Genomic DNA, 25,186 nt, shown 5'->3' with positions numbered 1-25,186 from the left:
ACCGCCTAGGGCTCGGGGATGGGCGCGCTCACCCCTAGCTCGTCCAGCAGGGCCAGCAGCTCCTCGGCGATCCCCGGCGCGGCCGCGACGACCAGCTCTCCCGCGGCGCCGCCGGTGGTTGCCGGTGGATGGATCACCCGGGCACCGGCCTCGGTGGCGATCAGCGCACCGGCGGCCCAGTCCCACGGATTGAGACCGTGTTCGTAGTGCGCGTCGACCCGGCCCTCGGCCACCATGCACAGATCCAGCGCCGCCGCCCCGATCCGCCGGATATCACGCACCCGCGGCAGCACCTCGGCCACCAGCGCGGCCTGGCGGGCACGCCGCGCCACGCCGTAACCGAATCCGGTCGCGACCAATGCCATGCGCACCGATTCCACCGGCGTGCAGCGCAGTGGATGCACCGAGCCGTCGGCGTCGACGCGTTCGGCGCCGAGCCCGAGGGCGGCACGGTAGGTCTGTGCGGCGGCGACGTCGACCACCGCGCCCGCGATCGACCGGCCCGCCCGCATGGCGGCCACCGATACGGCGTAGGCCGGTATCCCGTACAGGAAGTTGACGGTGCCGTCGATCGGATCGACCACCCAGACCACGGTGTCGTCGTCGGCGCGGCCGAGATCGCCGCCGCCCTCCTCACCGAGGATGTGATCGGCCGGCCGCAGCCGGGCCAGCATGGTCCGCACGACCTGTTCGGTCTCGGTGTCGACCACCGTCACCGGATCGGTCGGGGTGCTCTTGGTCCGCACGGCGCCTTCGACCTCGGTGGCGGCGGGTCCGAAGACCTGCGGTCTGCGGGCGCGCACATGCGCGGCGGCCGTCTCGGCCAGCTCGACCGCGACGCGGCGCAGCTCGGCCGCGTCGGACGGGGTGGTTTCGGGATCGTCGGTGGTCACGGCAGCGGAGCTGCGCGACGATATCGGTTCCGGCACGCACTCCATCGCACCACAGATCCTGCGAACCGCCCAGCGACCACCGGCCACTACTCTTGTCGTGCACGACACAATGCCGTCGTCGGGCACCCGTTCGCGCGCCCGCAGGCGGCCGCGATGCCCCGGTGCGGCGGCACGGAATCCGTACTGGCCAGGCACAGGGAACGAGGAACCGTCATGTCCGCTCGGGGGCACGCATTCGGGATCGATATCGGTGGCAGCGGCGTGAAGGGCGCCGCGGTGGATCTGGCCACCGGCGAACTCGTCCATCAGCGCATCAAGATCGCGACCCCGCAACCGGCGACGCCCCATGCGGTAGCCGAGACGGTCGCCGATCTGGTCGCCCAGGCGGGCTGGAAGGGCCCGGTGGGGATCACCCTGCCCTGCGTGGTGCTCGACGGTGCGGCGCGCACCGCCGCCAATGTGGACCCGGCCTGGATCGGCACCGACGCCACAACGCTGTTCAGCGCGGCGCTCGGCGGGCGCGAGGTGACCGTCCTCAACGACGCCGACGCCGCGGGGCTGGCCGAGGACCGCTACGGGGCGGCCAGGGACTTCGACGGCCTCGTGCTGCTGCTGACCTTCGGCACCGGTATCGGCTCGGCGCTGCTGTACGACGGCACCCTCGTACCCAACAGCGAGCTGGGCCATATCGAGATCGGCGGGATGGAGGCCGAGCATCGCGCCGCCGCATCGATCAAGGATCGCGACGGCCTGTCGTACCAGCAGTGGGCCAAGCAGGTGAGTACCGTGCTGATCGGCCTGGAGAACCTTTTCTGGCCGAAAGTGTTCGTCGCGGGCGGCGGGATCAGCCGGGATGCAGCGCAGTGGATACCCTTGCTGACCAACCGAACTCCGGTGATCGCGGCGAATTTGAAGAACACCGCGGGCATCGTCGGAGCGGCCATGGCCATCGATGCGGGGATCGCACCTTAGCGGTTCCCGGCATCGGAGGCGAGACCATGCGGGTCCGATCGTTACAATGGAACTGCCCGGCGGTGAGCCGGTGAAACCCGACCGGCGCTGGCCGGTGCAACCCGACAGACCGCTCCGCCGGAAATCTACTCTGGCGTGACGCCGCACGAGACCGTCACGAAAGGGCGTACGTGGTAGCCACGAATACCCGTCAGACCGCCGAATCGGCCGACGCCGACTCCGACGATGTAACCGAAGCACGGCCGGTTCGCAAGGCTGCCGCCAAGAAGGCTCCGGCGAAGAAGGCCGTCGCCAAGAAGGCTCCCGCCAAGAAGGCCGCGGCGAAGAAGGCACCGGCCAAGAAAGCCGGGGCCAAGAAGGCCGCGCCCAAGGGCAAGGACGGCGAGGAGCATCTCGACGACGAGTCGATGGATGTCGAGGATCTCGGTGATCTCGAAGTCTCCGAGGACGACCTGACCGACGAGGGCGAGGAACTGGTCGAAGAGGTCGCCGAGGAGACCGAGGAGGCGGCCGAGGAGCCGTCCGCCGCGGACAAGGCCTCCGGCGATTTCGTCTGGGACGAGGAGGAATCCGAGGCCCTGCGCCAGGCCCGCAAGGATGCCGAACTCACCGCCTCCGCCGACTCGGTGCGCGCCTATCTCAAGCAGATCGGCAAGGTCGCGCTGCTCAACGCCGAGGAGGAGGTCGAACTCGCCAAGCGGATCGAGGCCGGCCTGTTCGCGGCGGAGAAGATGCGCGAGTTCGCCGAGCAGGGCGAGAAACTGCCGGTGGCCACCCGCCGCGATTTCAACTGGATCATCCGCGACGGCAACCGCGCCAAGAACCATCTGCTCGAGGCCAACCTGCGCCTGGTGGTCTCGCTGGCCAAGCGCTACACCGGTCGCGGTATGGCGTTCCTGGATCTGATCCAGGAGGGCAACCTCGGCCTGATCCGCGCGGTGGAGAAGTTCGACTACACCAAGGGCTACAAGTTCTCCACGTACGCCACCTGGTGGATCCGGCAGGCCATCACCCGCGCCATGGCCGATCAGGCCCGCACCATCCGCATCCCGGTGCACATGGTCGAGGTCATCAACAAGCTCGGTCGCATCCAGCGCGAGCTGCTCCAGGACCTGGGCCGCGAGCCCACGCCGGAGGAGCTGGCCAAGGAAATGGACATCACGCCGGAGAAGGTGCTGGAGATCCAGCAGTACGCGCGTGAGCCCATCTCGCTGGACCAGACCATCGGCGACGAGGGCGACAGCCAGCTCGGCGATTTCATCGAGGACTCCGAGGCCGTCGTCGCGGTCGACGCGGTGAGCTTCACGCTGTTGCAGGATCAGTTGCAGTCGGTGCTGGAGACGCTGTCCGAACGTGAGGCGGGCGTGGTCCGGCTGCGCTTCGGCCTGACCGACGGCCAGCCGCGCACCCTCGACGAGATCGGCCAGGTCTACGGGGTCACCCGCGAACGCATCCGCCAGATCGAGTCCAAGACCATGAGCAAGCTGCGTCACCCGAGCCGCTCACAGGTCCTGCGCGACTACCTGGACTAGACCGTCCGATAGCGGCCCGCGTCTCGCCCTTCCGAGGGCGAGGCGCGGGCCGTTGTCGTTCGGTTGGTCACTCCCGGGTCGGCCAGTACTGGGCCGGGCGCCGCGGGCGGGTCGTGCGGGTCTCCGGTTCCCCGGCGTCGGTCATGGCCAGATGCAGCAGTAGTACGACCGTCAGCATGCTGACACCGACGGTCAGCGGTGTCAGCAGTTGTCCCGCGCCCGCGCCCGACGGTTGATGGGTATGCGCGACATCGTGCACGCGCATGGCGAACATGCCGGTGTAATGCATCCCCGACACCGCGACACCCATGACGGCGGCGGCGCCGACGGTCGCGAGAGTGCCGCGCACATGCAGGGTGAACCACAGTGCCGCGGTTGCGGCGATCACCGCGATCACCATGGACGCCAGGACGATCCAACCGTTGTAGGCGAGCGCGGCATCGGATTTCATCGCGTACATACCGCAGTAATGCATGGTGCCGACCCCCGCTCCGGTGATCGCACCGCCGATCAACAGGGCGCGCGGACCCCAGGTGCGCCGCTGCGCCACGCCGAGCCCGATCCACACCACCACCATGGCGATGAGCGCGCTGACCAGCGTTATCGGCACGTTGTAGCGAATCGAGGCGCCGTCGATGGTGAAGCCGAGCATGGCGATGAAGTGCATGACCCAGATGCCGGTACCGCCGATGGCGACGGCCGCCGCGACCATCCAACCGTCGCGCATCGACGCCGATCGCGCCCGCGCCATGCAGCGTAGCCCCAGCAATGACCCGGTGAACGACATGAGGTACGCGACGACGGGTGTGAGCCACCCATAGCTGAAGTGATCGATCGTGGGCACACGAGCTCCCTAGCTTGGCCTGACCCGAACCACGCCACGGCATGACCCGAGCCTTCGATGAACAAGGATCCGCAGGTAGGAAATTTACAGTACTAGTTTCCTTTTAAACAGGATGACGTTCGATCGAAGAAGGGACGGCCGAATACGGCAGAAGTCCGGCACAGCAGCAGGCCGACTCCCGCGATCCTGCACCCGCGGCCCACGAGAGATCTACCGTCTGTCCCACCCACGCCACCGGCAACTCATCGGCGTGCCCCGGCGGCGCTGCGTTTGTCGCTCGACACGTGACCACCGATCGCGGATGACCGCCTACGTGGCGGCACCCAGCCGAGAGCGACGATGCACCCGAAGGCAGCTGGTAGGCCGGAAGAGCGGACCGCCCGTCGCCGCTGGGGTGGTCAGTGTGGTGCGTCGGGGACGGCGGGGCGGTCGGCCGAGGGCAGGCCGGAGTCCGACAGGTCCTTCAGGTCCACACCCGAACGGCCCAATCGGCGCGCCCCGGCCACCAGTCCCGCGACGATTCGCGCGGCCTGCCGGTAGCCGAGTCCGTTCGGGCGGTGGATATTCGACACGCAGTTGCGGTCGGCGTCGGTGCGGCCGGGCCGCGGGTGGTGGGTCAGGTAGACGCCGAGGCTGTCGGCCACCGAGAGGCCGGGGCGTTCGCCGATGAGGACGAGCACCGTCGCCACGCCCATGGCGGCGGCGATGTGATCGCCGAGTGCGACACGGGCCTGGGTCGCGATCACCGGAGGCGCGAACGACGCGTGCGGCCCGAATTCGGCGATCAACGCGTCGACCATCGCCGGGCCGTGTGCGGTGAGCGCGCCGGGCGACAGCCCGTCCGCCAGGACGATCCCGATCTCGGCGGTAACGCTGCCGGGTGCGGCGGCATGAGCGTCGGTGAACGGCCACGGCTCGGCGGGTATTCGGCCCAGATCCGGGCGGCGCAGATATTCGGCACGATCGCGGGCCCGGCTGTGCACTCGCAGCGGCTCGCCGAGCCCGGCCGCGGCGAGCCGCTCATGTAGGGCGTCGACGTCCAACGCGGTGTGCACCGCGTCGCGGGCGGCCGCATGGGCCGCACGGAATTCGAGCACGCGCGTGGTGGGTAGGGCATTGCCGCTACGCCCCAGCCCGATGCGGGCCTGCGTGGTGGCGCGCAGTTCGGCCCAGAACCGTTGCTGGGGATCGGGATCCGACACCGGATGAGCTGCGCTCATCGCCGGGCTCCGGTCAGTGCGCGCAACGGTGAGTTCAGCGGCGGCACGGGCAGGACCCCGCCCCTGTCGTCGATCATGCCGAGCCGGTCCAGCCACGCCTCGAACTCAGGGGCCGGACGTAGACCCAGCACCTGACGTGCGTAGAGCGCGTCGTGGAAGCTCAGGCTCTGATAGCCGAGCATCACGTCATCGGCGCCGGGCACCGCGATCACGAACGCGCACCCGGCGGCGCCGAGCAGGGTGAGCAGGGCGTCCATATCGTCCTGATCGGCCTCGGCGTGGTTGGTATAGCAGACATCAACGCCCATCGGCAGGCCGAGCAACTTGCCACAGAAATGGTCCTCGAGACCCGCCCGGATGATCTGCTTGCCGTCGTACAGATACTCCGGGCCGATGAACCCGACCACAGTGTTCACCAGTAGCGGGTCCAGCTCCCTCGCGACGGCGTAGGCCCTGGTCTCCAGTGTCTGTTGATCCACCGGTCGCCCGCCGGTACCGAGATGGGCGCCCGCGGACAGCGCCGAACCCTGACCGGTTTCGAAATACATCACGTTGTCGCCGACCGTACCGCGACGCAAGGAGCGCCCGGCTTCATCGGCCTCACGCAACAGCGCGAGATTCACGCCGAAACCGGCATTGGCGCCCTCGGTGCCCGCGATGGACTGGAAGACCAGGTCCACCGGCGCACCCGCTTCGATCAAACCGATCGTGGTGGTGACGTGGGCCAGTACGCAGGACTGCGCCGGAATGTCGAAGCGGGTGCGGACGTCGTCGAGCAGGGCGAGCAGATCGGCGGCCGCGCGCGGTGAATCGGTGGCGGGGTTGATGCCGATCACCGCGTCACCGCAGCCGAGCAGCAGTCCGTCCAGCACGGCGGCGGCGACACCGCGGGGATCATCGGTGGGGTGATTGGGCTGCAATCTGGTGGCCAGCGTGCCCGGCTGCCCGATAGTGGTGCGGAAACCGGCGCGCACCCGCACCGCCGACGCCACGGCGATCAGATCCTGATTACGCATGATCTTGCTGACGGCAGCGACCATTTCCGGCGTCAAACCGGGCCCGACGGCCCGCAATGTCGCCGCCGGATCGGTGCCGCCCGCTCCCGACGCCACCCCGAGCAGCCAGTCCCGTAACCCGCCGACAGTGAGGTGCGCGATCGGCTGGAAGGCGTCCCGATCGTGGGTGTCGATGATGAGCCGGGTGATCTCGTCCGACTCGTAGGGCACCACCGGCTCGTTCAGGAAGACCGTCAGCGGCAGATCGGCCAGCGCCCACTGGGCGGCCGCCCGCTGCGCGTCGGTCTCGGCGGCGCAGCCCGCCAGCTCGTCACCGCTGCGGCGGGGAGTCGCCTTCGCCAGCACATCGACGAGGCCGTCGAAGCGATGGGTCACACCGTTCACTGTTGCCGTGTACCACGTCATTCGAGATCCCTTTCGGCGCGAGCCAGCACCGCGAACTCCTCATCCGGCGAACCCGCGACCAGACGGGTACGGCGGAATACACCGAAGTAGAGCATGAAGCCGCAGAACACGGCCAGTGTCCAGCCCGCGGCGACCGGATCCACCAGGAAGGTCGCGATCACCGCGGCCACCGCGACCACCAGCGCGAACGAAGTGGTCGCGATGCCGCCGGGGGTGCGATACGGGCGCGGCATCTCGGGCGCGCGCACGCGCAGCACGATATGGCTGACCATCATCAGCACATAGCTGACGGCCGCGCCGAAGACCGCCATGTTCAGCAGCATCGCGCCCTCGCCCGTCAATGACAGCACGAACCCGACGAGGCCCGGCACCACGAGGGCGAGCACCGGTGCCTTGCGTGCGTTGGTGACCGACAGTCCGGTCGGCAGATAGCCCGCGCGGGAGAGCGCGAAGGTCTGCCGGGAGTAGGCGTAGACGATCGAGAAGAACGAGGCCACCAGCCCGGCAAGCCCGATGTAGTTCACCACGGTCGCCGCGCCACCGCCCAGCGCCTCCACCAGCGGATTTCCCGATACCGACAGCGCTTGCGCACCGAGGGCACCGGTCGAGAGCACGAGCACGGTGGCACCGGTGACCATCAGTACCAGCATGCTGATGATGATGGCTTTCGGAACGTTGCGCTCCGGGTCGCGCGCCTCCTCCGCGGCCAGCGGAACGCCTTCGACGGCGAGGAAGAACCAGATCGCGAACGGCACCGCGGCCCAGATGCCGAAGACGCCGAACGGCAGGAATGCGGAACTGCCCACGGCCTCGGGGTCGGGCGCGATATCGGTCAGGTTCGCGGCGTCGAAGCGCCCCCACGCCGCGACCGCGAATACCACCAGGCCGAGCACGGCGATCGCGGTGATCACGAACATCGCCTTGAGTGCCTCACCGGCCCCGGTCGGATGGATGCCGATGAACAGCGCGTACACCGCGAGATACACCCACCAGCCGTCCGAGATTCCGAACAGATCCAGCGATTCGACGTAGGCACCGATGAAGGTGGCGATCGCCGCGGGCGCGATGGCGTATTCGAGCAGGATGGCGGTCCCGGTGGCGAATCCACCCCACGGGCCGAGGGCTCGGCGCGCGAAGGTGTATCCGCCGCCCGCCGCGGGCAGCGCCGCCGACAACTCGGCCATGCCGAGCACCATGGCCAGATACATCGCCGCGATCAGCACGGTCGCGATGAGCAGGCCACCGAATCCGCCTTCGGCCAGCCCGAAATTCCAACCGGAGTAATCACCGGAGATCACATAGCTGACCCCGAGCCCGGCCAGCAGCACCCAGCCCGCGGTACCGGCGCGCAGCGTGCGCTTGGCCAGATAGTCGTCGTTCGCGGTATCTATCGCCATAGTCGTACTCCCTCATCCCACCTCGATGGTCGGTTGACCAATTGTTGGGAGCGAATGTTGCCCGCAGGTGACTCGGTGTTACGACTACGCGCCGGGACGGTCGGACGCGACGGGTATCCGGTGGAGTACCGGCTCCACCACCCGCGCGACGACCGGTCCGACGACCGCCATGATCAGCACATAGGCCGAGGCCAGTGCGGCCAGTGTGCCGTCGATGGCGCCGGTGCTCACCGCGAGCCCGGCGATGACGATGGAGAATTCGCCGCGCGCGACCAGCGCCGCGCCCGCTCTGGCCCGGCCGAGGCGGCGGATGCCCTGTCGACGCGCACCCCACCAGCCGGTGGCGATCTTGGTGACCGTGGTGACCACCGCGAGCGCCACCGCCCAGCCCAGTACCGGCGGGATGGCGGTCGGATCGGTATTGAGCCCGAACGCGACGAAGAAGATCGCGGCGAACAGATCCCGCAGCGGTTCCAGCAGACGCACCGCCTCCCGCGCGGTCGAGCCGGAGATGGCGATGCCGAGCAGGAACGCGCCGACCGCCGCCGACACGTTCAGCGCCGAGGCCACGCCCGCCACCAGCAGCGCCGCGCCGAGCAGTTTCAGCAGGAACACCTCGCGGTCGGTGCTGTCGACCACCGCGGAGACGTAGCGTCCGTAGCGCAGGGTCACCACCAGCACGACGGTGATCGCGATCAGGGCCACCGCCAACGATTTCAGTCCGCTGGCGAAGCTCAGACCTGCCAGCACCGTGGTCAGCACCGGCAGATACACCGCCATCGTCAGATCCTCGAACACCAGGATCGACAGCACCACCGGAGTCTCACGGTTACCGAGCCGGCCCAGATCGCTGAGCACCTTCGCGGCGATGCCCGAGGACGAGATGTAGGTGATGCCACCGAGAGTCAGCGCGCCGACCGGCCCCCATCCGAGCAGCAGCGCCACCACCGCACCTGGTGTCGCATTGGCGACGATATCGAGCAGGCCGACCGGCCATGAGCGGCGCATCCCGGTGACCAGCTCGGCGGCGGTGTATTCCAGACCGAGCAGCAACAGCAGCAGCACCACACCGATCTCACCGGCGATATGTCCGAACTCGTTGGCGGCGCCGAGATTGATCAATCCCCCTTGACCGAAGGCGAGGCCACCGAGCAGATACAGCGGTATGGGCGAGAGCCCGAATCGGCCCGCCGCCCGGGCGAACATCCCGAGAGCGAACAACACCGCGCCCAGCTCGATGAGGGCGAGCGCGGTCGTGGCCACCGGATCAGCCGTGCGTGAGGATCTTCGCCGCCGCGTCCAGACCGTCGGGTGTCCCGACGACGACGAGAAGGTCACCGGCGGTGAAGGTGAAATCCGGCCCGGGCGAGGGGTGCAGCTGCCCGGCCCGCATCACCGCGACGATGGACACCTTGGTGCGGGTGCGCATCGCGGTTTCGCCGAGGGTGCGGCCGCCGTAGGGCGATTCGTCCGAGATCGGCAGCTGGCGGGTGGTGATGCCGGGCATATCGCGATGGTCGTCGTTGAGACTGGAGACCAGCTGGGGCGCACCGAGCAGATTGGCGAGCACGGCGGCCTCATCGGTGCTCAACGCCACCTGGGCGGCGCAGGCATCCGGGTCCTCGAGCTTGGACACGATCAGATCGATATCGCCGTCGCGATGAGCGACGACACCGATCCGGCGCCCGGACCGCACCTCGAAGTCTTTTCGCACGCCGATCCCGGGTAACGCAGTGACATCGACATTCACAAGTCCAGGCTAACCGCCCCCGAACAATCCGCCGAGCGCGCCACGGGCTACCACGATTCCGGCGATCGCCAGCGCCCATCCGGTGGCGCTGTCGGCATGGCGGGAGAGCCAGTCGTTCAGCCGGATGAGCAGCGGTTCCACCCGGCGATGGGCCAGATTCCGGGCCCCGATCAAGACCAGCGCGGGCGCCACCATGACCGCGCAGTAGCCGCCGAGGAGAGCCACCGATGACCCGGCGGGCAGATCACCGGCGACCAGCAGTCCGATCGCGGCCAGATACGGCACCATCGACAGCACTTCCACTGTGCCCGCGCTGACCGCCAGCACGGCGAGTCCCCGGCCCGAGGACTGGTTGCTCAGGGCGCGGTCGCGCCAGGCGGCGGTGCGATCGGCTTCGCCGCGTTCGCGTCGTTTCGCCGAATCGAACCGCCACGACACGGCGAACAACCCGATACCGAGCGCCAGCTGTGGCCACAGCACCCAGGGGCTGCCTGCCAGCTCACCGAACCTGGACAGGCCCGCCGACGCACCGAACAGCAGCGCCACGCCGACCAGGAAGTAGAACCCGGCGATGGCCGCCAGGTAGACGAGCATGCGTCGCAGCGGTGGCCGGTCGGGGGCGAGCAGCAACCACAGCGGGACGATGAGCGTGCCGATGGAGGTGCTGTCCACCAGGGCGAGCGCAGCCAGACTCAGTAGGAGCGTCACCGTCCGAGCATCGCGCGCACCGGTTCTCGCGCGCGTCGGTCGACGGTGGGACCGCGGCTCATCACTTCGGTGGACCCGGACCCGCCGGGGACTGTGCTGAGATGGGTGCGTGAAGTGGTGGGCGGCGTTATCGGCGATGGCGCAAGAGGCGCTGATCGTCACGTTCGTCTTCGTCGTCGGCGCGGCGCTGTACGGCTTCGGCCTCTATGCGATGACCTCGCACAGCTCCGAAACACCGCTGACGGTACGGATGGCGCTGCTGGCGCTGCTGTGCGCGACGAGCATGTGGCGACGCCGCAAACCGATGTTCGCCCTCGCGGCCGGTCTGGTCCCGCTGCTCATCGATTTCGCGCTCGGCCCGACGGTGCCCATCTGGATCGTCTACTCCGATCTCGTCTACGCGAGCGTGCTGTACGGGACCCGGCGCCAATCGCGGTTCGTGGTCGGCACGGTCATCGTGGTCTCGGTAATCGGCTCGGTGGCGGCTTTGATCATCACCGGTGAGTGGCGTGCCATGCTCATCGCCATCCTGGCCTCGTCGGCCTTCGCTGGCACGTCGATCTGGTGGGCGCTGACCGTGCGCGCACACAAGGAGACCGCGCAGGCCGAACGGGCGAAAGCGCGGGCGTTGGAACTGGTGGCCGAACTGGATCGCCGGGCCGCGGTCGCCGATGAACGCAAGACGATGGCCCGCGATCTGCACGATGTGATCGCCGGGCATCTGTCGGCCATCGCCATCCAATCCGAGGCCGCCCTCGGGCTGCTCTCGCGCCGCGACGACGACGATCCCGCCCTCGCCGGAGTGGTCGAATCCATCCGGTCCAACAGCGTCAGCGCGCTCCAGGAGATGCGGACCATGATCGGTTTGCTGCGCCGCGACGACGGCGCGGAGGATCTCGCCGCCCCGCGCGGTCTCGCGCAGCTGCCACTGTTGGTCGACGCCGCCCGCGCGGCCGGGAGCACCGTGCGGGTGCACGGTGAAGCCGATCGCGCCCCGCTGCCGAGCGCGGTCGACCAGGCCGCCTACCGGATCATCCAGGAAGCGCTGACCAACGCCATGAAGCACGCCCCCGGACAGGAGGTCGACATCGACATCGCCACCGACGCGACGACACTCATCGTCGCCATCCGCAATCCACTGCCGCCGCGGCCTGGTGCGAACGGCGCGTCCGCCGACCCGGCGGGTCTGTCGCACCGCGGTCTGGTGAACATGCGCGAACGCGCCGCGGCGCTCGGCGGTGAGTTCGCCGCCGGACCGGTCGCCCGGGTCTGGACGGTGCGGGCCGGACTGCCGACGGTCGTGGCCGCCGCCGGAGGTGAGCCGCGGTGACGATCCGGGTGCTGATCGCCGATGATCACAGCGCGATCCGTGCGGGCCTGCGCATGATCCTCGACGCGGCCGAGGGGATCGAGGTGGTCGGTGAGGCGGCCGACGGCGATGTGGCGGTCACCCAGGCCAGAGCGCTGCGCCCGGATGTCGTGCTGATGGATGTGCGCATGCCCGGCGTCGACGGCATCACCGCCACCGGCCGGATCACCGCGGACGGGCTGGCCAGAGTGCTCATCCTGACCACCTTCGACTTGGACGAGTACGTCTTCCGCACCTTGCGCGCGGGTGCCTCCGGCTTCGTGCTCAAGTCGGTGTCGGGGCAGGATCTGGTGGCCTCGGTGCGGGCGGTCGCGGCCGGCGACGGCGTGCTCGCGCCCGAGGTGACCCGCGCGGTGATCGCTGCCTTCGCCGCCGCTCCCGAGGCCGCTGCCGACAGCGCGCCCGACGGTCTGGCCGATCTGACCGAACGCGAACGCGAGGTACTGGCCTGCCTCGGCGAAGGGCTGTCCAACGCGCAGATCGCGGGACGGCTGTTCATCGGCGAGACCACGGTCAAGACGCATGTCTCGCGGGTGCTCACCAAGCTCGGCGTCCGCTCGCGGGTGCAGGCGGCCATCCTGGCCAGGGAGCTGCCCGGCGGGTAGCGGATCAGTGGTCGAGTTCGGCGAAACGTCCGTCGGGGCCGGGCCGGAAATCCTGTACCCCGACGACCGCGCTCGCGGGCAGCGGTCCGTACAGATGTGGGAATCGCAGATCAGGATCGTCGGACGGCACGCCCGGCTCCCATATCACCGGCGAGCCCAATCGGGCCGGGTCCAGCCGCAGCAGCACCAGATCGTCGCGGCCGCGGTAGAGGCGGTTTGCGGGCAGATGCACCTGCTGTGGTGTGGACAGGTGGATGAATCCCTCGATGTCGAGGGAGGTCGGCCGATGCGTACCGGCGTGCCTTGCTGTCAGCCATTCTGTGGCCGTGCAGATATGAACCAGAGTGTTGGTGTCGTAGGTCACGGGTAATCTCCCGGTAGACAACTGGATCGGCCTGTTCGAGTCGGTGATTCGCGTGGCTTCCCAGCCATGACCAGTGGGTTCGCGCAGAGCGAAAAGCGCTGGTCGTGTTAGGGAAAACACATTGATTCGCTTGCGGGAACAAAGCCCCCGTCCCGAACGTCTGACAGAGTAGTCATACCACTGCTGGGAAGTAGCGGTAGCGAGCCCGCGGAGTGACCACGGGCCCCACACCAGGTGAACGGTCTGTGTGCCGGGAGCCAGGACGGAGGAGTCATGCCAGGAACCCTGACAAGCACCCCACTGACCGCGGTCGATCGTTGCGACCGCTGCGGGGCGGCTGCCCGAGTGCGTGCCGTTCTGCCCGCAGGTGGAGAGTTGCTCTTCTGCCAGCACCACGCGAATGAACACATGGACAGGCTGCGTGAGTTGGAGGCCGTGATCGACACGGAATCCGCTCCCGCCCTCTGACCGCTCCTCGCGTCCGACACAACAGCATCGAACAACCGAATACCGCGCAATCCACAGCGGACGATCCGAAGGGTCGTCCGCTGTGGTGTGTCCGGGCTCAGGCGCTGCCGAGTATCCCGTCCAGTAGCGCGTCCAACCCGAATTCGAAGCCGCCGTCCGGATCGGCGGGCGCCTGGTACAGCTCCCCCACCGCCGCACCCACCCGCGACGCCAGCGGAAACGCCTGCTCGGACATGACCCGGGTCAACAGCGGGCCGTGCACCTCCCACCACCTGGCATCGCTCATCTCGGCCGCCTCCCGTGTGGCGGCGACCGCCATCCGGGCGTTGCCGGTGGCGAACTCGGTCAGCACCGCGATCGCCCGGTCCATCTCGACATCGGTCAGCCCGATCCCCTCTAGCGCCGCAAGCTGACGTTCATACCGACGCATCCGACCAGGCCCCAGCACCACCCGCCACGGCGAGACATCGAGCAGCCACGGGTGCGCGATCACCTCGGCGCGCACCTGCCGCGCCACCGCGGCCATCCGCGTGCGCGGCGGAGCGTCGACCGGCAGCGGTTCATCGGCGGCGGCGAGCGCGTCGACCATCAGCACGGTCAGCGCCCGCATGCTCGGCACATAGGTGTAGAGGCTCATCGGGCGCAATCCCAACGCACCGGCGACCGCGCGCACGGACAGTTTGGCCAGCCCGTCGCGGTCGGCCAGCGCGATGGCCGTGCGCACCACCTCGTCCACGCTGACCGTCTGTTTGGGGCCGCGGCCGCCGGGGCGGGGCGGAAGCTCATGTCGCCACAGCAGGGCGAGCAATGCCCCGGCCTCGTCGGCGGAGGCCTGCGATGCGTGCGGATCGGCCAACGAAAACTCCTCGTGCCAACGGCGGAACAATTCCGGTACCGTATGCGTTACCACAATACTCCGTACGCTATACGATGATTTGAGGGGTTCGCTCTGCCCAGCACACAGGCCACCTATCTGCCCGACCGCAATATGTTCGCGGTGTGGACCTGGACCGGTCACGGCCCGGGACGCCCACCGCGCGATCTCGGCGTCGCCGCGGTCCAGGCGCTGGCCATCCCCACCGGGACCGCCGCACAGGCCGCGGTCGGCAGTGCGACGGTCGAGGTCACCGATGTCGACTGCGCACTACTCGAACCTGCGGAGTTCGTCGCGGCCACCCTTCCCGACCCGGACGCATCGGTCACGGCCTGGCGGAAAGCACTGTCGTGCGCCGACCTCTCCGACGAGGTCGTGCCGCTCCCGCCGGCCGCGCACGCCCTGCCGAACGCGACAGCCACCGCGATCACCTCGGCACACCACGCGCTCACCGCATTCGCCGCGACGCAGGCGGTGGCCGCCGACCTGCGGCAATCACTGAAGGCCGAACTGCGCCCCTATCAGGCGCGCGGGGTGAGCTGGCTGCGCGCGACCACCGCCGATCACGGCGGCGCGATCCTGGCCGACGAGATGGGCCTTGGCAAGACCGTGCAGACCATCGGCCTGCTGCTCGGACGGGCCGACGGACCGCAGGTGGTGATCTGCCCGACCTCGCTGGTCGGCAACTGGGTGCACGAGATCCAGCGCTTCGCCCCCGGTCTGCACCCGATCGCCTGGCGGGGCGGGGATATCGCGGCCGAACCGGGGACGGTCGTGGTCACCGGCTATCCGACACTGCGGTTGCACGGCGCCGGGTTGCGCGAGATCCGGTGGGCCACCGCCGTCTTCGATGAGGCGCAGGCGCTGAAGAATCCGCGTACACGGGTGTCCAAGGCCGCCCGCGCCATCGACGCCGCCGCGACCGTCGCACTGACCGGCACACCGGTGGAGAACCATCTCGAGGAGTTGTGGGCCCTGCTGAACCTGGTCGCGCCACGGCTTTTCGGGCATCGCACCCAGTTCCGGCGGCGTTTCGTCCGTCCGATCCACGACGGGTCCACGACCGCCGCCGCCCGGCTGCGCGAGGCGATCGAGCCGGTGGTGCTGGCTCGCCGAAAGGATCAGGTCGCCGCCTCGCTTCCGGCCAAGATCCACACCGATCTGCTCTGCGATCTCACCAGCGAGCAGGAACAGCTCTACGATCAGCTGCTCGACCGGGCCATCGACGACGGTTTCGGACACGGCCTCCAGCGACAGAGCCGCATCCTGGCGGCACTGACCTCCCTCAAACAGGTGTGCAACCATCCGGGCCTGATCACCGGTGAGCTGGGCGAGCTGGCCGGCCGGTCCGGCAAGCTCGACCTGTGCACCGATATCGTCGCCAACAATCTCGATCTCGGCGCACCGACGCTGCTGTTCACCCAGTACCGCAAGACCGGTGAGCTGCTGGTCCGTCATCTGGCCGAACAGTTCGGGGTCGCGGCGCCGTTCTTCCACGGCGGATTGGATCAGTCCGAACGCGCGCAGATCGTCAGCGACTTCCAGTCCGTGGACGGGCCGCCGGTGCTGATCCTGAGCCTGCGCGCGGCGGGCACCGGGCTCACCCTCACCCGGGCCGCCGATGTCATCCATTTCGATCGCTGGTGGAATCCGGCGGTGGAAGCCCAGGCCTCGGACCGGGCGCATCGCATCGGGCAGACCCGGACCGTCACCGTCACCACGCTCACCTCCGGTACCACCGTCGAGGAACACATCGCCGCCATGCAGCGGCGTAAATCGGCGCTGACCGACCTCGCCGATGCGGCCGGTATCGCCGAACTGGCCCGCCTCGATGACGACCAGCTGATCGAGATCCTGCGCCGCAAACGGGAGAACTGATGGCCGATAACGAATTCGGATACACCCTGTGGGGCATGGACTTGGTACGCCTGGCCGAACCGCTGCGCCAGACCACACCCGACCCGCTGCTGCCGCGCGCACGCAGCATCGCCCGCAACAACGGCGTACAGACCACCGTCACCGGCCGCACCGTGCGCGCGCATATCCACCGGGGCGGCCAGGCCTCGGTGACGCATCTGGAAGTGGCGCCGATGCCACGCGTCACCATCGACGCGATCGCCGCGATCATCCCCGCCGACCCGGTCACGCTCACCGACGAGATGCACCGCGCCGTCGTCGCGGCGGGCATCGCCCCCGCACCCGTGCCGACAGCGGTGGACTGTTCGTGTCCGGCCCGTACGCAGCGGTGCGTTCACGTGCTTGCCGTCCTGTACGACCTGGCCCGCCGCGTCGACGAATCACCACGCCTGGCACTCGAGATCCAGGGATACTTCACCGTCACCGAGGCCACCGAGGCCGGGGAGTGCACCGGCGAACCAGCGCGCTGGGTTCTGATCAACACGCTCGTGGCGGCAGGGTGGTTCGACGCGCCGGACTGATTCTCCCCGCGAGCACCGGCGGCACAGCGAACCGCGCGAATCACGCAGGCCGCCGACATCGCCCTCGGCGCCCGCACGCAGCCCGCATTCGCCACCGATACCGGGTGAGCTCGGCCAGTGGCGTACTCGGACCCGGCCGACCGCCTCGCTGCCGCTGATTGCCGACGCCTGCCGGTCCTCGGCATCGCCGGACGGGTCGGCTACGCGACCACCAGCGCGTACCGCGTTCTGCCACGTTGTCGGCGCCCGTCCGGCCGCATCTCGCCGAGCGATCAGGCGTTGGTGCCGCCGTCGACGGTGAAGAACGCGCCGGAAATGCTGCGGCCGGCGGGACCGGCCAGGAAGGCGACGGTCGCCGCGATGTCCTGCGGAGCACCGAATCGGCCGAGCGCGCTGAAGGCGAGTTGTTCGGCGGCGTCCGGATCGTCGGCCGGGTTCATATCGGTGTCGGTGGGGCCGGGCTGCACCAGGTTGACGGTGATACCGCGCGGGCCGAGTTCGCGGGCGAGGGCTTTGGTGTAGCCGTTGAGCGCGGATTTGCTCAGGTTGTACAGGCTCAGCCCGCCGAACAGCGCCCGATCGGACAGGTTGGTGCCGATGCTGATGATGCGTCCGCCTTCGCCCATGTGGTCGAGCGCGGCCTGTCCGGCGACGAACGCGGCGCGCGCGTGCACGTTCAGGGCCTGATCGATCTCATCCAGCGTGAATTCCTGGTACGGCTTGGCGGGGAAGATGCCCGCATTGTTGACCAGGATGTCGAGTCCGCCCAATTCGGCGGCGGTGCGATGCACGGCGGCCACGACCGCGCCCGCGTCGGCGCTGTCGGCCTGTACCGCGATGGCCCGGCGGCCGAGCGCTTCGATCTCGGCGACCACGGCTTTGGCCCGGTCCTCGGCGTGCTGATAGGTCAGCGCCACATCGGCGCCCCTGACGGCCAGTTCCCGCGCGATGGCCGCGCCGATCCCGCGGCTGCCGCCGGTCACCAGTGCCACGGTCGCGTCCAGATCAGGCATGAACTCTCCTCCATTTACGTGTCGATCAGTACATAAATACCTAAGCGGACGGAACCGCCGGCGTCAAGAGGTATATTTAACGATCGACACAGAAAGGAATCGCCCGTGGCCGAACGAGGACGCCCTCGCGCTTTCGACCGCGACGTCGCCCTGCGGCGCGCCATGGAAGTGTTCTGGGAGCACGGATACGAGGGCTCGTCGATGACCGACCTCACCCGTGCGATGGGCATCAACTCCCCCAGCCTCTACGCGGCGTTCGGCAGCAAGGAAGACCTGTTCCGGGCGGCGATCGAACTCTACGGCCGCACCGAAGGCGCGCTCACCGCGCGCGCCCTGCGCGAAGAACCCACCGCACGCGCGGCGATCGAGGCGATGCTGTGCGATAACGCCGCGGCCTACACCGCACCGGACACACCGCACGGCTGCATGGTGGTGCTCGCAGGCTCCACCTACACCACCCGCACCGAGAGCATCCGCGAATTCCTCGTCGACAAACGCACCGAAACCAGCGCCGATCTTCGTGCGCGGCTCGACCGCGGCGTCGCCGATGGCGATCTCCCGGCCGATACCGATACCGCCGAGCTGGCCGCGTTCTACACGACTGTGCTCTACGGGCTGTCCATCCAGGCCCGCGACGGCGCGAGCCACGAGGAACTCATGCGCTCGATCCATCGCGCCATGGCGGCGTGGCCCGTGCCCGAGCGCTCCGCCGCCAGCTGATCGCGACCGAGTTCACATGCGGCGCAATGCCGCGATGCGCTCGCCCAGCTGATCGGCACTGGCCAACGCCGTCGGCGGGCCACCGCATTGGCGGCGCAATTCACCATGGATCACACCGTGCGGTTTGCCGGTCCGATGATGATGCATTGCCACCAGGCTGTTGAGTTCCCGGCGCAGCTCGCCGAGCTTATCGGCCGTCGCCACCCGCTCGGCCGCACCACCCACGGCGGGCGCAGGTTCGGGAATCGCCGCCACGGCCGTGCGTTCGGCGACCTGGCGGGCCTGTCGATCCCGCAACAGCGCACGCATCTGCTCGGCGTCGAGCAGACCGGGGATACCGAGATAGTCGGCTTCCTCGGCGCTACCCGCGAAGGTCGCGGTACCGAAGGAGGAACCGTCGTAGATCACCTGATCGAGTTCGGCGTCGGCGGCCAGCGCGACGAACGGTTTCTCGTCCTCGCCGGGCTCGTCCTTCTGCTTGTTGGCGTCGATGAGCAGTTCGTCGTCGAGGCCGTCGGACTGCCGATGCGGTTTGCCGATGACGTGGTCGCGCTGTAGTTCCAGCTGGGCGGCCAGATCGAGCAGTACCGGCACCGACGGCAGGAACACACTCGCGGTCTCCCCCGGCCTGCGCGCACGCACGAACCGGCCGATCGCCTGGGCGAAATACAGCGGGGTCGAGGCGCTGGTGGCGTAGACCCCGACCGCGAGTCGCGGCACGTCGACGCCCTCGGACACCATGCGCACCGCGACCATCCACGGCTGGGTCCCCGCGCTGAACTCGCCGATCCGGGCCGAGGAGGCGGGATCGTCGGACAGGACGAGCACCGGTGGCGTGCCGGTCAGATGTTCCAGCAGTTCCGCGTAGGCGCGGGCGCGTTCCTGATCGGTCGCGATCACCAGCCCGCCCGCGTCGGGCATACCGGAGGAGCGCAGCTGTCCGAGCCGCATATCGGCCGCCCGCAGCACCGCCGACATCCAGTCGCCCGACGGGTCGAGCGCGGTCCGCCATGCCCGCGCGGTCTGTTCGGCGTTCAGCGGCTCACCCAACCGTGCGGAATACTCCTCCCCCGCGCTGTCACGCCAATGCGCCTCACCGGAATAGGCGAGGAACACCACCGGACGGACGACGCCGTCGGCGAGCGCTTCGGAGTATCCGTAGGAGTGGTCGGCACGCGAGCGCGGGAAGCCGCCCTCATCGGGTTCGTAGGTGACGAACGGGATCTGGCTGTCATCGCTGCGGAACGGGGTTCCGGTGAGGGCGAGCCTGCGGGTGGCGTCGCCGAAGGCCTCGGCGGCGGCGTCGCCCCAGGTCTTGGCGTCGCCCGCATGGTGGATCTCGTCCAGGATCACCAGCGTGCGGCGATTCTCCGTGCGCACCCGATGCTTGAACGGGTGCGCGGCGACCTGCGCATAGGTGACCACGACGCCGTGATAGTCGCCGGAGGTGCCGCCGGTGCTGTTGGAGAACCGCGAATCCAGCGCGATCCCCGCGCGGGCCGCCGAGTGCGCCCACTGGTGCTTGAGGTGTTCGGTCGGTGCGACCACGGTGATCTGGTCGACGGTGCGATCGGCCAGCAACTCCGCGGCGACCCGTAGCGCGAAGGTGGTCTTACCCGCGCCAGGGGTCGCGACCGCGAGGAAGTCACGGGGTTTGGTCGCAAGGTATTTGGTGAGTGCGCGACGCTGCCAGGCGCGTAGCGCTCCTCCCGCCGCAGTGGCGCCACCCGAACCTGTCACGCAGAGAACACTAACGGGCGATCCCGGTATGTCGCCAAACCGACGCGACGGGCGCGACCGGCATCACAAACAGCGGCGCAGGTAACCGGCGGTTCACCTGCTGCCCACCGACACGACCTCCGCCCGGTCCAGCCGATCTCGCGCGGGTGCGCGATGCTTGTCACACCATGAGCAACCTGCCGGATACCCGCGCCGCCGCGGCCACCGCCTCGCGGCGCGCGGCCACGGCGGTGGCGCGGGCGGGCGGGCAGACCTGGCGGCTGGTGGCCCGGGTGGCGGTCAAGGCCTGGCAGGATTCGATCTTCGCCAAATCGGCGGCGGCCGCGTTCTGGCAGACGATGTCGCTGGCGCCGTTGCTGCTCGGTGTGCTCGGCAGCCTCGGCTATGTCGGTGGTCTGTTCGGCCCGGACACCGTCGAGATCGTCGAGTCCAAGATCCTGGCCTTCAGCCGGGATCTGTTCAATCCGACGGTGGTGCACGATCTCATCGAACCCACCGTCGGCGATGTGCTGGGCCGGGGCCGGGCGGCGTTCGTCTCGGTGGGTTTCGTGCTGTCACTGTGGGCCGGTTCCTCGGCGATGGCCACGTTCGTCGACGCAATCGTCGAGGCGCACGGGCAGCAGGACGCCAGGCATCCGGTCTGGCAGCGCATCTTCGCATTGCTGCTGTACGTGCAGTTCCTGGTGGCGGCGGTGTTCCTGCTGCCGGTGATCGCGCTCGGCCCGGTGTTGATCGGTCGCGCCCTGCCCGAGGGCTGGCGCGAGCCGGGTCTGCGGCTGATCGATGCGTTCTACTATCCGGGCGTCGGCCTGCTGCTGATCGTCGGACTGACCACGCTGTACAAACTGGCGCTGCACACCTCGCTGCCGTGGCATCGCCTCTTCGGCGGTGCGTTGGTGGCCGGTGTGTTCTTCATGGCGGCCAGTGAGGGCCTGCGGCGATACCTGGGATGGGTGACCCGCACCGGGGTCAGCTACGGCGCGCTCGCCACGCCGATCGCGTTCCTGCTGTTCACGTTCTTCCTCGCCTTCGCCGTCATCGTGGGCGCGGAGTTCAACGCGGCGGTGCAGGAGTTCTGGCCCGCACGCGCCACCCGGGTCGAACAGGTGAAGGCATGGCTGGCCGATCAGGTGCGCGGCGACGCCACGGAGCAGGAACCGGAGCCGACCGGCGCGTCGGCCGGTATCGAACCCGCGTGGGCGAAGGATCCACCCGGTCTACCGAGCGATGACACGCAGGCGCGAACCGGGCCGGTGGTGCGAGACGGCGCGCAGCCCTCGCCCACCGCGCCCGAACGATGACGGGCGCGCCGCGCGAGCCGGACCGGCGGTGTCAGTCGCCCTTGCGCAACTGCTCGTAGACCTTCTTGCAGTCGGGGCAGACCGGCGAGCCGGGCTTGGCCGAACGGGTCACCGGGAACACCTCGCCGCACAGGGCGACGACATGGGTGCCCATGACGGCGCTTTCGGCGATCTTGTCCTTCTTCACGTAGTGGAAGAACTTGGGGACGTCGTCGCCGGTCGTCTCGTCGGTGGTCGTATCCGGGCGAACCAGAGTGTCGGTACTCACGCCTCCATGATGCCGTATCCCGATCGCGGCGTCGTGACCACCGGGTGTGCGCCCCGCTGTCGACAGTGGAAGACTCGGGGTATGCAGCAGCACGGCGATTCTTCCGACAAGAGCGTCGGCCGTGACGACCCGACCGGCGCGCCGATGCCGCCCCGGCCCCGCCGTTCAGCCGGTTATTTCCCCGGTGACGATAAACATCCGGTCCTCATCACCGAGGCCGCGCCGTCGCTCGAGGACCAGCACCGCGCACGGGTCCGCCGCTACACGATCATCATGGCCTTCCGCATTCCGGCGCTGGTGCTGGCGGCGCTCGCCTACGGCGCATTCAGCAACGCGCTCATCTCGATCCTGATCATCGTCGCCTCGATTCCGCTGCCGTGGATCGCGGTGCTGATCGCCAATGATCGCCCGCCCCGCGACAAGAACGAACCCAGCCGCTGGGACCGGCAGCGCCCCGCGCTCGAATCGCGACCGCACAACGCCATCGACGGCTGAGCGATCGGCCGGACATTCCGGGGGTAGTGGAAGCGGTCGCAGGTGGGCGCGGTGGCAGAGTACCGATGTGCCTACCAATCGTTCGACCACCACGGGATCGCCGCTCACCGCTCTGTGCCCCGCGTTGCGGGCCGCGTTGATTCGGGTCGGCTACGACGCCGACACTCTGTTGGAGGTGCTCGGCGCCGAGGTCCACGCCGCGCTCGGGCGCTCCGAACCGGTGCCGGTCCGCCGCGCGGCGCGTGCGGCCGGTGAACTCGGCACGCTGATCCGCCTGCTGCTGCTCGGCGACGCGCTGCCGGAGCCCGAGGTGGCGGCGGCCCTCGCACCGGTGGATCTCGACCAGGCCGTGGCGGCGGGCCTGCTGGAACGCGATGGCGATCAGCTGCGGGCGGCACTGGATCTGCGGCCGCTGGATGCCGGTTCCGGCACCCGCTGGATCCTGTCCGACCTCGACGATTCGATGCGCAGACGCACCCTCACCGCCGACCACGTCCTCGGTGTCGGTCATGCGTCGCTGTCGCTGCTGCGCGCCACCCCGACCGGCCCGGTCGGCTCGGTGCTCGATCTCGGTACCGGATGTGGTGTCCAGGCCGTGCACGCCGCCTCCTATGCGGGGCGGATCACCGCCACCGATGTGAATCGCCGCGCGTTGTGGCTGGCCGAGGCCACCGCCGAACTCAACGAGCTGGATCTCGAACTGCTGGAAGGGTCCTGGTTCGAGCCGGTCGCCGGGCGTCGTTTCGACCAGGTGGTGGCCAATCCCCCGTTCGTGGTCGGACCGGCGCGAGTCGAGCACACCTACCGGGATTCCGGTCTCGCCCTCGACGGTGCGAGCGAGCTGGTGATCTCGCAGGCGCCGCAGCTGCTCGCACCGGGCGGCACGGCCGCGATGCTGGCCGCCTGGGTGCACGTCGACGGGCAGGACTGGCGCCAGCGCGTGTCCTCGTGGCTACCCGCCCATGGTGTCGATGCCTGGGTGGTGCAGCGCGATGTCGCCGACCCCGCGCTGTATGTGGGCACCTGGCTGCGTGACGCCGGTCTGGATCCACGTGAGCCGCAGGCCCAGCAGCGTGCCGAACAGTGGCTCGACGCCTTCACCGGCGCCGAGGTGGAGGGCATCGGGTTCGGATTCGTCTACCTGCGCGCCATCGACGGGCCCACCGAACTGCTGGCCGAGGACCTCACCCACGGCTTCGACGATCCGCTCGGCGAGGAGGCGACCCGGTATTTCGAACGCTCGGCCTGGTTGCGCGCGGTCGCCGCCGATAACGACCTCGCCTGGTCGACCCGTTTCACCGTCGACCCGGCGACAGCGCTGGAGCGGGTGTATCTGCCCGGCCAGCAAGGCTGGTCGCAGCAGGTGGCAAGGCTGCACCGCGGTGACGGACCGCGCTGGCAGCACGAGGTGGACGAGACGACGATCTCCCTGGTAGCGGGAATGCGGCCGGATGGGCTGCCGTTGCACGAACTGATCGAACTGCTGGCCATCGCCCATGGGGACGGCACCGTCACGCCCGAGTTCGCGGCGGAGGCGCTCGGGGTGGTGGCCGGACTGGTACGTCACGGGCTGATCCTGCCCGGGTAGCGCGCACGGCCGCGGCGGCCTCGTCGCGGGCCCGGCCGTCCCACCGCGGGGTGTTCTCAGGAACTTCTCAGCCGAACGTGGCGGAAACCGCAGTTCAGAAGCGGTTTACCGGCGCCCGGTCAGGGAACTTTCCCTATGTCGGGTCCGTTGATCGGAGTGAGACACCACCGACAGGAGGCAAGTCATGACAAGCCCCGCCACCACTCGAGTGCGCGCCAGCGATTCCGATCTCGACGCCCAGAGCCCCGCCGCCGACCTGGTACGCGTGTACCTGAACGGGATCGGCCGCACGGCACTGCTCACGGCGGCCGACGAGGTCGAGCTGGCCAAGCGCATCGAGGCGGGCCTCTATGCCCAGCACCTGCTGGAGACCGGCAAGCGATTGTCCGCCGCGCGTAAGCGCGATCTGGCCGTCATCGTTCGCGAAGGCCGCGCCGCACGCTCGCATCTGCTGGAAGCCAACCTGCGTCTGGTCGTGTCCCTCGCCAAGCGCTACACCGGGCGCGGTATGCCGCTGCTGGATCTCATCCAGGAGGGCAACCTCGGCCTGATCCGCGCGATGGAGAAGTTCGACTACGCCAAGGGCTTCAAGTTCTCGACCTACGCCACCTGGTGGATCCGGCAGGCCATCACCCGCGGTATGGCCGATCAGAGCCGCACCATCCGGCTGCCCGTCCATCTGGTCGAGCAGGTCAACAAGCTGGCCAGGATCAAACGTGAACTGCATCAGCAGCTCGGCCGCGAGGCCACCGACGCCGAACTGGCCAACGAATCCGGTATCCCGGTGGAGAAGATCGCCGATCTGCTCGACCACAGCCGCGATCCGGTGAGCCTGGACATGCCCGTCGGCAACGATGAGGAGGCCCCGCTCGGTGATTTCATCGAGGACTCCGAAGCCACCTCCGCGGAGAGCGCCGTCATCGCCGGTCTGCTGCATCACGACGTCCGCAGCGTCCTCGCGACACTCGACGAGCGTGAACAGCAGGTGATCCGGCTGCGCTTCGGCCTCGACGACGGCCAGCCGCGCACCCTCGATCAGATCGGCAAGCTGTTCGGCCTCTCGCGCGAGCGGGTGCGCCAGATCGAGCGCGAAGTGATGTCCAAACTGCGCAAGGGTGAGCGCGCCGACAGGCTGCGCGCCTACGCCAGCTGATCTCGCCGTGCCTCCGGGCACGAGCCGGACCATGGTGGCCACCGCGTCACCTT

The 25,186-nt window shown here is 68.9% G+C and carries 25 protein-coding genes; 12 read left to right on the top strand and 13 right to left on the bottom strand.

All coding sequences use genetic code 11. The features are described from left to right. Window positions 1-5: 5 nt before the first annotated feature. A complete protein-coding gene (locus QH168_RS04395; RefSeq protein ID WP_280233105.1) occupies window positions 6-938 on the bottom strand; it encodes an inositol monophosphatase family protein in 933 nt (310 codons plus the stop codon). Between the two features lie 168 nt (window positions 939-1,106). Here QH168_RS04395 and ppgK point away from each other — a divergent pair, with 168 nt between their 5' ends. Next, window positions 1,107-1,865, top strand: coding sequence for a polyphosphate--glucose phosphotransferase (gene ppgK / locus QH168_RS04390; RefSeq protein WP_280233104.1), 759 nt, complete (start codon window positions 1,107-1,109; stop codon window positions 1,863-1,865). 170 nt (window positions 1,866-2,035) lie between these two features. Further along, window positions 2,036-3,397: an RNA polymerase sigma factor gene (locus tag QH168_RS04385; RefSeq protein ID WP_280233102.1), complete on the top strand. Its 1,362-nt coding sequence runs from the start codon at window positions 2,036-2,038 to the stop codon at window positions 3,395-3,397. A 67-nt stretch (window positions 3,398-3,464) separates the two neighbouring features. Here QH168_RS04385 and QH168_RS04380 read toward each other — a convergent pair whose 3' ends face one another. The 7 genes from QH168_RS04380 to QH168_RS04350 form a co-directional block, all read right to left on the bottom strand. Then, on the bottom strand, window positions 3,465-4,241 hold the full coding sequence (locus tag QH168_RS04380) for an MHYT domain-containing protein (RefSeq protein WP_280233101.1): 777 nt from the start codon (window positions 4,239-4,241) through the stop codon (window positions 3,465-3,467). A gap of 398 nt (window positions 4,242-4,639) precedes the next feature. Next, the gene (gene eutC / locus QH168_RS04375; RefSeq protein ID WP_280233100.1) at window positions 4,640-5,461 is read right to left on the bottom strand and encodes an ethanolamine ammonia-lyase subunit EutC; all 822 of its coding nucleotides are present in this window, start codon (window positions 5,459-5,461) and stop codon (window positions 4,640-4,642) included. Next, window positions 5,458-6,882, bottom strand: a complete 1,425-nt coding sequence (locus QH168_RS04370; protein ID WP_280233099.1) for an ethanolamine ammonia-lyase subunit EutB — start codon at window positions 6,880-6,882, stop codon at window positions 5,458-5,460. Before QH168_RS04370 ends, eutC begins: the two co-directional genes overlap by 4 nt. Further along, on the bottom strand, window positions 6,879-8,279 hold the full coding sequence (gene eat / locus QH168_RS04365) for an ethanolamine permease (RefSeq protein ID WP_280233098.1): 1,401 nt from the start codon (window positions 8,277-8,279) through the stop codon (window positions 6,879-6,881). The genes QH168_RS04370 and eat overlap by 4 nt, the downstream gene beginning before the upstream one ends. Window positions 8,280-8,363: 84 nt before the next feature. Then, window positions 8,364-9,542, bottom strand: a complete 1,179-nt coding sequence (locus QH168_RS04360) for a cation:proton antiporter (protein WP_280233097.1) — start codon at window positions 9,540-9,542, stop codon at window positions 8,364-8,366. Window positions 9,543-9,546: 4 nt separating this feature from the next. Next, complete coding sequence (locus tag QH168_RS04355) at window positions 9,547-10,029, bottom strand: cation:proton antiporter regulatory subunit (protein WP_280233095.1); 483 nt, start codon at window positions 10,027-10,029, stop codon at window positions 9,547-9,549. Between the two features lie 9 nt (window positions 10,030-10,038). Beyond that, complete coding sequence (locus tag QH168_RS04350) at window positions 10,039-10,737, bottom strand: GAP family protein (RefSeq protein WP_280233094.1); 699 nt, start codon at window positions 10,735-10,737, stop codon at window positions 10,039-10,041. A gap of 109 nt (window positions 10,738-10,846) precedes the next feature. Between QH168_RS04350 and QH168_RS04345 the strand changes: the two genes are divergently transcribed. Together QH168_RS04345 and QH168_RS04340 are read left to right on the top strand one after the other, a co-directional pair. After that, on the top strand, window positions 10,847-12,067 hold the full coding sequence (locus QH168_RS04345) for a sensor histidine kinase (RefSeq protein WP_280233093.1): 1,221 nt from the start codon (window positions 10,847-10,849) through the stop codon (window positions 12,065-12,067). After that, complete coding sequence (locus QH168_RS04340) at window positions 12,064-12,711, top strand: response regulator transcription factor (RefSeq protein WP_280233092.1); 648 nt, start codon at window positions 12,064-12,066, stop codon at window positions 12,709-12,711. Before QH168_RS04345 ends, QH168_RS04340 begins: the two co-directional genes overlap by 4 nt. 4 nt (window positions 12,712-12,715) lie before the next feature. On the opposite strand, the gene QH168_RS04335 is transcribed toward QH168_RS04340, so the two are convergent. Then, a complete protein-coding gene (locus QH168_RS04335; RefSeq protein WP_280233091.1) occupies window positions 12,716-13,075 on the bottom strand; it encodes a DUF952 domain-containing protein in 360 nt (119 codons plus the stop codon). 273 nt (window positions 13,076-13,348) lie between these two features. Here QH168_RS04335 and QH168_RS04330 point away from each other — a divergent pair, with 273 nt between their 5' ends. Further along, complete coding sequence (locus QH168_RS04330) at window positions 13,349-13,543, top strand: DUF7455 domain-containing protein (RefSeq protein ID WP_029903635.1); 195 nt, start codon at window positions 13,349-13,351, stop codon at window positions 13,541-13,543. Window positions 13,544-13,640: 97 nt separating this feature from the next. On the opposite strand, the gene QH168_RS04325 is transcribed toward QH168_RS04330, so the two are convergent. After that, window positions 13,641-14,399 carry a TetR/AcrR family transcriptional regulator C-terminal domain-containing protein gene (locus QH168_RS04325; protein ID WP_280233090.1) on the bottom strand — a complete coding sequence of 253 codons (759 nt, stop codon included), beginning with the start codon at window positions 14,397-14,399 and terminating at the stop codon, window positions 13,641-13,643. Between the two features lie 132 nt (window positions 14,400-14,531). Between QH168_RS04325 and QH168_RS04320 the strand changes: the two genes are divergently transcribed. Both QH168_RS04320 and QH168_RS04315 read left to right on the top strand, forming a co-directional pair. Next, entirely contained in the window at window positions 14,532-16,295 is a 1,764-nt protein-coding gene (locus QH168_RS04320) for a DEAD/DEAH box helicase (protein ID WP_280233089.1), read from the top strand. Continuing rightward, the gene (locus tag QH168_RS04315; RefSeq protein ID WP_280233088.1) at window positions 16,295-16,855 is read left to right on the top strand and encodes a hypothetical protein; all 561 of its coding nucleotides are present in this window, start codon (window positions 16,295-16,297) and stop codon (window positions 16,853-16,855) included. Before QH168_RS04320 ends, QH168_RS04315 begins: the two co-directional genes overlap by 1 nt. Before the next feature lie 272 nt (window positions 16,856-17,127). On the opposite strand, the gene QH168_RS04310 is transcribed toward QH168_RS04315, so the two are convergent. Continuing rightward, complete coding sequence (locus tag QH168_RS04310) at window positions 17,128-17,868, bottom strand: SDR family oxidoreductase (protein WP_280233087.1); 741 nt, start codon at window positions 17,866-17,868, stop codon at window positions 17,128-17,130. A 105-nt stretch (window positions 17,869-17,973) separates the two neighbouring features. Here QH168_RS04310 and QH168_RS04305 point away from each other — a divergent pair, with 105 nt between their 5' ends. Next, the gene (locus QH168_RS04305; RefSeq protein WP_280233086.1) at window positions 17,974-18,588 is read left to right on the top strand and encodes a TetR/AcrR family transcriptional regulator; all 615 of its coding nucleotides are present in this window, start codon (window positions 17,974-17,976) and stop codon (window positions 18,586-18,588) included. A 12-nt stretch (window positions 18,589-18,600) separates the two neighbouring features. Here QH168_RS04305 and QH168_RS04300 read toward each other — a convergent pair whose 3' ends face one another. Further along, window positions 18,601-20,328, bottom strand: coding sequence for a DEAD/DEAH box helicase (locus tag QH168_RS04300; RefSeq protein ID WP_280233085.1), 1,728 nt, complete (start codon window positions 20,326-20,328; stop codon window positions 18,601-18,603). A gap of 167 nt (window positions 20,329-20,495) precedes the next feature. Here QH168_RS04300 and QH168_RS04295 point away from each other — a divergent pair, with 167 nt between their 5' ends. Continuing rightward, on the top strand, window positions 20,496-21,629 hold the full coding sequence (locus QH168_RS04295) for a YihY/virulence factor BrkB family protein (RefSeq protein WP_280233083.1): 1,134 nt from the start codon (window positions 20,496-20,498) through the stop codon (window positions 21,627-21,629). 31 nt (window positions 21,630-21,660) lie between these two features. Here the strand turns inward: QH168_RS04295 and QH168_RS04290 are convergent, their stop codons facing one another. Beyond that, on the bottom strand, window positions 21,661-21,897 hold the full coding sequence (locus QH168_RS04290) for a DUF3039 domain-containing protein (RefSeq protein WP_280233082.1): 237 nt from the start codon (window positions 21,895-21,897) through the stop codon (window positions 21,661-21,663). 144 nt (window positions 21,898-22,041) lie between these two features. Between QH168_RS04290 and QH168_RS04285 the strand changes: the two genes are divergently transcribed. From QH168_RS04285 to QH168_RS04275, 3 genes are all read left to right on the top strand, one after another. After that, on the top strand, window positions 22,042-22,392 hold the full coding sequence (locus QH168_RS04285; protein WP_280233152.1) for a DUF3099 domain-containing protein: 351 nt from the start codon (window positions 22,042-22,044) through the stop codon (window positions 22,390-22,392). A gap of 67 nt (window positions 22,393-22,459) precedes the next feature. After that, window positions 22,460-23,980 (top strand): DUF7059 domain-containing protein, encoded by a 1,521-nt coding sequence (locus QH168_RS04280; RefSeq protein ID WP_280233081.1) that lies wholly within the window; start codon window positions 22,460-22,462, stop codon window positions 23,978-23,980. 184 nt (window positions 23,981-24,164) lie between these two features. Next, on the top strand, window positions 24,165-25,133 hold the full coding sequence (locus tag QH168_RS04275) for a sigma-70 family RNA polymerase sigma factor (protein WP_280233080.1): 969 nt from the start codon (window positions 24,165-24,167) through the stop codon (window positions 25,131-25,133). Window positions 25,134-25,186 lie beyond the last annotated feature (53 nt).

The sequence above is a fragment of the Nocardia cyriacigeorgica genome (assembly GCF_029868385.1).
In the GTDB taxonomy this organism is placed as follows: domain Bacteria; phylum Actinomycetota; class Actinomycetes; order Mycobacteriales; family Mycobacteriaceae; genus Nocardia; species Nocardia cyriacigeorgica_F.
This window is presented reverse-complemented; position numbering and strand designations above follow the sequence as displayed.

Bases quoted from the DNA above. Each gene is read 5' to 3' on its own strand.
- eutC (WP_280233100.1), bottom strand. From the start codon at position 5,461: ATGAGCGCAGCTCATCCGGTGTCGGATCCCGATCCCCAGCAACGGTTC.
- QH168_RS04370 (WP_280233099.1), bottom strand. From the start codon at position 6,882: ATGACGTGGTACACGGCAACAGTGAACGGTGTGACCCATCGCTTCGAC.
- QH168_RS04310 (WP_280233087.1), bottom strand. From the start codon at position 17,868: ATGCCTGATCTGGACGCGACCGTGGCACTGGTGACCGGCGGCAGCCGC.
- QH168_RS04285 (WP_280233152.1), top strand. From the start codon at position 22,042: ATGCCGCCCCGGCCCCGCCGTTCAGCCGGTTATTTCCCCGGTGACGAT.
- QH168_RS04395 (WP_280233105.1), bottom strand. From the start codon at position 938: ATGGAGTGCGTGCCGGAACCGATATCGTCGCGCAGCTCCGCTGCCGTG.
- QH168_RS04320 (WP_280233089.1), top strand. From the start codon at position 14,532: ATGTTCGCGGTGTGGACCTGGACCGGTCACGGCCCGGGACGCCCACCG.
- eat (WP_280233098.1), bottom strand. From the start codon at position 8,279: ATGGCGATAGATACCGCGAACGACGACTATCTGGCCAAGCGCACGCTG.
- QH168_RS04275 (WP_280233080.1), top strand. From the start codon at position 24,165: ATGACAAGCCCCGCCACCACTCGAGTGCGCGCCAGCGATTCCGATCTC.
- QH168_RS04315 (WP_280233088.1), top strand. From the start codon at position 16,295: ATGGCCGATAACGAATTCGGATACACCCTGTGGGGCATGGACTTGGTA.
- ppgK (WP_280233104.1), top strand. From the start codon at position 1,107: ATGTCCGCTCGGGGGCACGCATTCGGGATCGATATCGGTGGCAGCGGC.
- QH168_RS04330 (WP_029903635.1), top strand. From the start codon at position 13,349: ATGCCAGGAACCCTGACAAGCACCCCACTGACCGCGGTCGATCGTTGC.
- QH168_RS04295 (WP_280233083.1), top strand. From the start codon at position 20,496: ATGAGCAACCTGCCGGATACCCGCGCCGCCGCGGCCACCGCCTCGCGG.